Annotated in this window: 5 protein-coding genes and 3 pseudogenes; 6 read left to right on the plus strand and 2 right to left on the minus strand. The window is 68.4% G+C overall.

The window, feature by feature from the left end; genetic code table 11:
* Nucleotides 1–370 (minus strand): annotated as a pseudogene (locus JHN63_RS49300) (diacylglycerol kinase); the annotation flags it as partial.
* 187 nt (nucleotides 371–557) lie between these two features.
* Here JHN63_RS49300 and JHN63_RS49305 point away from each other — a divergent pair.
* The 5 genes and pseudogenes from JHN63_RS49305 (at nucleotide 558) to JHN63_RS49325 (ending at nucleotide 4,950) form a co-directional block, all read left to right on the plus strand.
* Entirely contained in the window at nucleotides 558–1,841 is a 1,284-nt protein-coding gene (locus JHN63_RS49305) for an adenylosuccinate synthase (protein ID WP_200691664.1), read from the plus strand.
* Between the two features lie 186 nt (nucleotides 1,842–2,027).
* Nucleotides 2,028–3,859 (plus strand): annotated as a pseudogene (locus tag JHN63_RS49310) (bifunctional UDP-sugar hydrolase/5'-nucleotidase).
* A gap of 77 nt (nucleotides 3,860–3,936) precedes the next feature.
* Nucleotides 3,937–4,239: a hypothetical protein gene (locus JHN63_RS49315; protein ID WP_200691665.1), complete on the plus strand. Its 303-nt coding sequence runs from the start codon at nucleotides 3,937–3,939 to the stop codon at nucleotides 4,237–4,239.
* Nucleotides 4,233–4,517, plus strand: coding sequence for a hypothetical protein (locus tag JHN63_RS49320; RefSeq protein WP_200691666.1), 285 nt, complete (start codon nucleotides 4,233–4,235; stop codon nucleotides 4,515–4,517). Before JHN63_RS49315 ends, JHN63_RS49320 begins: the two co-directional genes overlap by 7 nt.
* A gap of 142 nt (nucleotides 4,518–4,659) precedes the next feature.
* The gene (locus JHN63_RS49325) at nucleotides 4,660–4,950 is read left to right on the plus strand and encodes a hypothetical protein (protein WP_200691667.1); all 291 of its coding nucleotides are present in this window, start codon (nucleotides 4,660–4,662) and stop codon (nucleotides 4,948–4,950) included.
* A 4-nt stretch (nucleotides 4,951–4,954) separates the two neighbouring features.
* Here the strand turns inward: JHN63_RS49325 and JHN63_RS49330 are convergent, their stop codons facing one another.
* Complete coding sequence (locus tag JHN63_RS49330; protein ID WP_200691668.1) at nucleotides 4,955–5,170, minus strand: 4-oxalocrotonate tautomerase family protein; 216 nt, start codon at nucleotides 5,168–5,170, stop codon at nucleotides 4,955–4,957.
* Nucleotides 5,171–5,441: 271 nt separating this feature from the next.
* On the opposite strand from JHN63_RS49330, the pseudogene JHN63_RS49335 reads away from it, so the two are divergent.
* Nucleotides 5,442–6,096, plus strand: a pseudogene (locus tag JHN63_RS49335) (hypothetical protein); the annotation flags it as partial.
* Nucleotides 6,097–6,224: the final 128 nt, after the last annotated feature.

A 6,224-nucleotide genomic window follows, 5' to 3' on the forward strand; every position in this document is an offset into this window, starting at 1 on the left:
CCCCGTCGAGCACCGCGCGCGCGGCCGCCACCGCCCCCGTGGGCACCCCCAGCGCCCCCGCCAGGGACAGCGCACCCCCCACCGGCACCATCGACAGCACACATCCGGCCAGCTCCCGCTGCCGGTGCAACAGGGACACCGCCCGCATCAGCGCCCGGTCGTCGCCCACCAGCACCGGCCGGCGCGAACCCCGCCGGGCGAGCACCCGGGCGAATTCCTCGGGCCCCTCCGGCATGCACACCTTGGTCGCCGCACCCGCGCTGAGCACGTCTTTCGCGATGCGGACGGACTCCGCGTCGGCGCGCCGGGCGACCGGATCGATGACGACCAGCAGCTGATCGGAAGTCGCGAAAGTCGCCACCTCGGCCATGCCTCGCTTCCTCGGGTAGCATCTTTGTGCAAGAGCCCCTTGCGCTATTGCGCCAGGGGCTTCGTCTATTCCGGGGCATCCGGTCCGACGGGTCGCGACCGACGAGGGTCGCTGACGTACGAGGCACACGCTGTGCGGCGTACGTCTCTGACCTTGGACATGCCCCGCCCGGAAGGGGTGTACGCGCGTGCCCGCACTTGTGCTGCTCGGTGCTCAGTGGGGTGACGAAGGCAAGGGAAAGGCGACGGACCTGCTAGGTGGGTCCGTCGACTATGTGGTGCGCTACCAGGGCGGCAACAACGCCGGCCACACGGTAGTCGTGGGCGATCAGAAGTACGCCCTTCACCTGCTCCCTTCCGGGATCCTCACACCGGAGTGCACTCCGGTCATCGGCAACGGTGTCGTCGTCGACCCGTCGGTCCTGTTCTCCGAGCTGAACGGGCTGAACGAGCGCGGCGTCGACACGTCCAAGCTCCTGATCAGCGGCAACGCTCACATCATCACGCCGTACAACGTGACGGTGGACAAGGTGACCGAGCGCTTCCTCGGGAAGCGGAAGATCGGGACGACCGGCCGCGGCATCGGCCCGACCTACGCGGACAAGATCAACCGCGTCGGCATCCGGGTCCAGGACCTCTACGACGAGTCGATCCTGACGCAGAAGGTCGAGGCCTCCCTCGACATCAAGAACCAGATGCTCACCAAGCTCTACAACCGCCGCGCGATCGCCGTCGAGCAGGTCGTCGAGGAGCTGCTGTCCTACGCGGACCGCCTCAAGCCCTACGTCGCCGACACGGTCCTCGTCCTCAACCAGGCGCTGGACCAGGACAAGGTCGTCCTCTTCGAGGGCGGCCAGGGCACGCTGCTCGACATCGACCACGGCACGTATCCCTTCGTGACGTCGTCGAACCCGACCGCCGGTGGCGCCTGCACCGGCGCGGGCGTCGGCCCGACGAAGATCAGCCGGGTCATCGGCATCCTCAAGGCCTACACGACCCGGGTCGGCTCGGGCCCGTTCCCGACCGAGCTGTTCGACGCGGACGGCGACGCGCTGCGCCGGATCGGCGGCGAGCGGGGCGTCACCACCGGCCGCGACCGGCGCTGCGGCTGGTTCGACGCGGTCATCGCCCGCTACGCGACCCGCGTGAACGGCCTGACCGACTTCTTCCTCACCAAGCTCGACGTCCTCACCGGCTGGGAAGAGATCCCGGTCTGCGTGGCCTACGAGATCGACGGCAAGCGCGTCGAGGAACTCCCGTACTCGCAGACCGACTTCCACCACGCGAAGCCGATCTACGAGAACCTGCCCGGCTGGAGCGAGGACATCACGAAGGCCAAGACCTTCGCGGACCTCCCGAAGAACGCGCAGGCGTACGTGAAGGCTCTGGAGGAGATGTCGGGCGCGCCGATCTCCGCGATCGGTGTCGGCCCCGGCCGCACGGAGACGATCGAGATCAACTCGTTCATCTAGCAAGGGCGATGGAGCCGGGCTTGAGCTGGGCCCGATCGAGGTACTTGGGCCGGTCTTGGGAAACCTTGACCGGCCCTTGGGCTGTCCGTGGTTACGCCGGTAACAGGTGGAGGCCAGCATCTACGCGGGTAGCCCGCCGCGCCCCGTATGTCACACCCGCTCTCTGCGCCCTTCCAGGAGTCCTGAATGCCCGTCAATCCCATGAACCGCCGTGAGTTCGTGCAGAAGTCCGCCGTCACCGGCGCGGTCGTGGCCGTAGCGGGGACGGTGGGCCGGCGACCCCGGCCGAGGCCGCCGACCGGCACCAGCCCGCGCCGAAGCCGAAGCCGAAGAAGACCTGGTCGTTCTCCATCCTGGGCACGACCGACCTGCACAGCCACGTCTTCAACTGGGACTACTACACCAACGCGGCCCCGGTGGACTCCAAGGGCAACACGTACGGCATCGCCCGTATCGCCACCCTGGTGAAGAACATCCGCAAGGAGAAGGGCGAGGGCCGGGTGCTCCTCGTCGACGCGGGCGACATCATCCAGGGCACGTCCCTCGCGTCGTACTACGCGAGCGTCGACCCGATCACCGGCAAGAACGGCAAGCGCGGCCCCAAGCACCCCATGGCGATCGCCATGAACGAGATGCGCTACGACGCCGCCGCCCTCGGCAACCACGAGTTCAACTACGGCATCGAGGTCGTCCGCACCTTCGAGAAGCAGTGCCACTTCCCGCTGCTCGGCGCCAACGCCCTGGACGCGAAGACGCTGAAGCCCGCCTTCGAGCCCTACACGGTCAAGTGCATCAAGGTGCCCGGGGCGCCCGACATCAAGGTCGGCATCCTCGGCCTCACCAACCCGGGCATCGCGCTGTGGGACAAGGACAACGTCTCCGGGAAGATGACCTTCACCGGTCTCGTCGAGCAGGCGAAGAAGTACGTGCCCCGGCTGCGCGCGCTGGGCTGCGACGTCGTCTTCCTCACCGACCACTCGGGCCTGGACGGCTCGACCTCGTGGGGCGACGAACTCCCGTACGTGGAGAACGCGTCGAACCTGGTCGCCCAGCAGGTCCCCGGCATCGACGCGATCCTGGTCGGCCACACCCACGTCGACGTCCCCACCTACACGGTGAAGAACGAGGAGACCGGCGAGGACGTCCTCCTGTCCGAGCCGTACTGCTACGGCTACCGCCTGTCCGTCTTCGACTTCGAGCTGGAACTGGAGCGCGGCTGCTGGAAGATCACCGGCAAGACGGCGACCACGGTCAACAGCAACACGGTCGCCGAGGACAAGCGGATCACCGAACTCCTCACCGCCGACCACGAGTTGGTGGTCAAGTACGTCAACACCGCGATCGGCACGTGTACGGCGGCCATGTCGACGGCCGAGGCCTGCTGGAAAGACGTCCCCGCGATCGACTTCATCCACCAGGTCCAGATGGACGCGGTGAAGTCCGGCCTGTCGACGGCGGACGCCGCGCTCCCGCTGATCTCGGTGGCGGCCTGCTTCAGCCGTACGGCCACCATCCCGGCGGGCGACGTGACGATCCGTGACGTGGCGGGTCTCTACATCTACGAGAACACCCTCTACGGCAAGAAGCTCACCGGCGCCCAGCTCAAGGACTACCTGGAGTTCGCGGCGAAGTACTACCACCAGGTGCCGGCCGGCACGACGGTGGACACCGCGACCCTCACCAACGCCAACAGCTTCTGGGACTACATGTACGACACGGCGGCGGGCGTCTCGTACGACATCGACATCGCGGCGGCCGAGGGCTCCCGCATCAAGAACCTGACCTACAACGGCACGGCGGTCGCCGACGACCAGGTCTTCGTCGTCGCCGTCAACAACTACCGCGCCAACGGCGGCAGCGGCTACCCGCACATCGCCGCCGCGGAGACGGCGTACAGCTCCACCAACCAGGTCCGCGACCTGATGATCGCCTACGCCACGGCCAAGGGCTCCATCGACCCGACGACGTTCGCGGCGGTCAACTGGAAGCTGACGCAGGCGGGTACGGCGGTCTTCTAGCCGGCGGGTTCCTGTGAGTTGCTGTGAATGATCAACGTCACGGCTTCCTTACACCGGACATTCACTATGTTCCGTCCATGTCATATCGAAGACGTTCTTCCTTGGCGGCGCTCCTGTTCCTGGAGGGAGCGCTCGCCGTGTTCGTCTCCGTGGGCCTCTACGGCGACGGGTCGAACGGCATGTGCGACTTCGCGACCCAGGACCTCCACCGGCACGTCGCCTACGCGCTGTGGGCTTCGCTGCCGGTGACCTGGGTGCTGCTCTACCAGGGCAACATCTGGCTGCGATGCGGGAGTTGGACGGCCGTGGTGCTACGGCTGTTCTTCGACGCCGCAGCCGGGACGCTGATGCTGATCGCCGGGGGGACGAGCCTGTGCTGAAGCCGCACCGGGAAGAACTCGTCGGCCTCTGGGCCGAGTCGCTCCTCACCGCGACGTCCGCCGCGTGGTGGACCTACCTGGTGTGGGTCCACCACGACGCCCTGTACGCCGACCCGGCCCCCGTGACCCTGATCCTCACGGTCACGCTGTCGCTCCTGGTGACGTGGGGTCTGTGGCTGCGCACGGCCGGAAGACTCCGGGGCGTGATCCTGACGTCGGTCGCGCTGCGCGGGGTCGTGGTGCTGACGCTGTCCCTGTGGTTCCTCCAGGACCTGTAGGTCACCTGTCCCGGCCGACCGTCGGCCACCAGCGGTGAACGGGAAGGGGGCCTCCCCACCGGGACGCCCCCTTTGTTCGGGCATATCCTGAAGGTATCCATTCGTCCGCCCGCGCAACGCCGACCAGAAGAAGGTGACTGCGATGCGCATGATGCTGAAAGCGTCCATGGACACGGAGAAGGGGAACGAGGCCATCCGGAACGGGACTCTCGGGAAGTTGATGGAGGAGTCCCTGGAGCAGATCAAGCCCGAGGCCGCCTACTTCACCGCCGACGGTGGCAAGCGCACCGCGTTTCTGTTCTTCGACCTGAAGGACGCCTCCGACATTCCGTCGATCAGCGAGCCGTTCTTCCTCAACCTGGGTGCCGAGCTGACCTGGACCCCGGTGATGAACGCGGAGGACGTCCAGACGGGTCTGGGCAAGATCCGCTAGGTCCTCACTCCCGCGGGGTCCCCTGGATCTTGGCGAGGGTCAGGACGCCGCCGCCGATGCCCCAGCCCGCGTCGGCGACCTCCTCGACCAGGACGAGCGTGGTGGCGCGGGCACCGTCGCCGAAGATCTCGGCGTACAGGTCCGTGGTGCGCGTGATGATCTGCTCCTTCTGCTCCGCGGTGAGGGCGCCGGCGGGGACCTTGAAGTTCGCGAAGGGCATGGTGCTCTCTTTCGTCGCGCTGTCGGTGCGGTTGTGGTGTGGGGCAACTGTCCGTCCCCGGCGTCCGCCCGGCCAGGGCTGAGATCACCCTGGGGTCGGCGGCCCCTGGCTCCACCCCGCCGGAGAGGAGACGATGCGTGGGTGAACCTTCCCGAACTCGCGGCGTTCCTCAGGTCCCGGCGTGATCGGGTCCGGCCGGCCGATGTGGGGCTGGCTGCGGCGCGAGGAGGTCGCGCAGCTGGCGGGGCTGTCGGCCGACTACTACTCCGAGTTGGAGCGGGGGCGCGGCGCCCAGCCCTCGGCGCAGACGCTGGCCGCCCTCGCCCGGGCGCTGCGGCTGGGCGGTGATCAGCGCGACCACTTGTTCCACCTCGCCGACCGGCCGCTGCCCGAGTCGGCGCGGGGTGCGGGCGCGCGCCACGTACAGCCCGCGCTGCTCGGGCTGCTGGACCGGCTGGCCACGACCCCGGCCCAGGTCATCACCGACCTGCACGAGACCCTCGTACAGAATGAACTGGCCGCCGCACTGCTCGGGCGGGCGCCGGAACCGCGGGGGCCCGCCACGGGGTTCGCGTACCGGTGGTTCACCGATCCGGCCGCCCGGGCGGTCTATCCGCCCGGGCGGCCGGATCGGTGAACCACCGGTACGCGAACCCCCCCCGCTGCGGCGGCGGCGCAGCGCGGAGTTCGCCGCCCTGTGGGACACCCACGAGGTCGGTCTGCGCCGTACCGATCACAAGCGCATCGTTCACCCCGCGCTGGGCGTCATCGAGTTGGACTGCCACAGCCTGTTCAGCGAGGACGGCCGTCAGCGGCTCCTGTGGTTCACGGCCCCGCCCGGCACCGAGGGCGCCGCCCAGCTCGAACTGCTCGGCGTCATCGGCACGCAGGACATGGCCGCCACCGAGGACCCCACGCGCCGCTAGCTGAACACGATCATCGAACCCTGGGCCAGGCTGCGCGTCGCCGCCGCGTGCAGGCCCAGCCAGACGTGGCGTTCGCGGGCGAAGGGGCTGGGGTCGTACGGCGCGGGGTCGGCCGGCTCCTCCAACTC

This window comes from Streptomyces sp. MBT65 (assembly GCF_016612545.1).
Taxonomy (GTDB): domain Bacteria; phylum Actinomycetota; class Actinomycetes; order Streptomycetales; family Streptomycetaceae; genus Streptomyces.

Bases quoted from the DNA above. Each gene is read 5' to 3' on its own strand.
- JHN63_RS49315 (WP_200691665.1), top strand. From the start codon at position 3,937: ATGTCATATCGAAGACGTTCTTCCTTGGCGGCGCTCCTGTTCCTGGAG.
- JHN63_RS49325 (WP_200691667.1), top strand. From the start codon at position 4,660: ATGCGCATGATGCTGAAAGCGTCCATGGACACGGAGAAGGGGAACGAG.
- JHN63_RS49330 (WP_200691668.1), bottom strand. From the start codon at position 5,170: ATGCCCTTCGCGAACTTCAAGGTCCCCGCCGGCGCCCTCACCGCGGAG.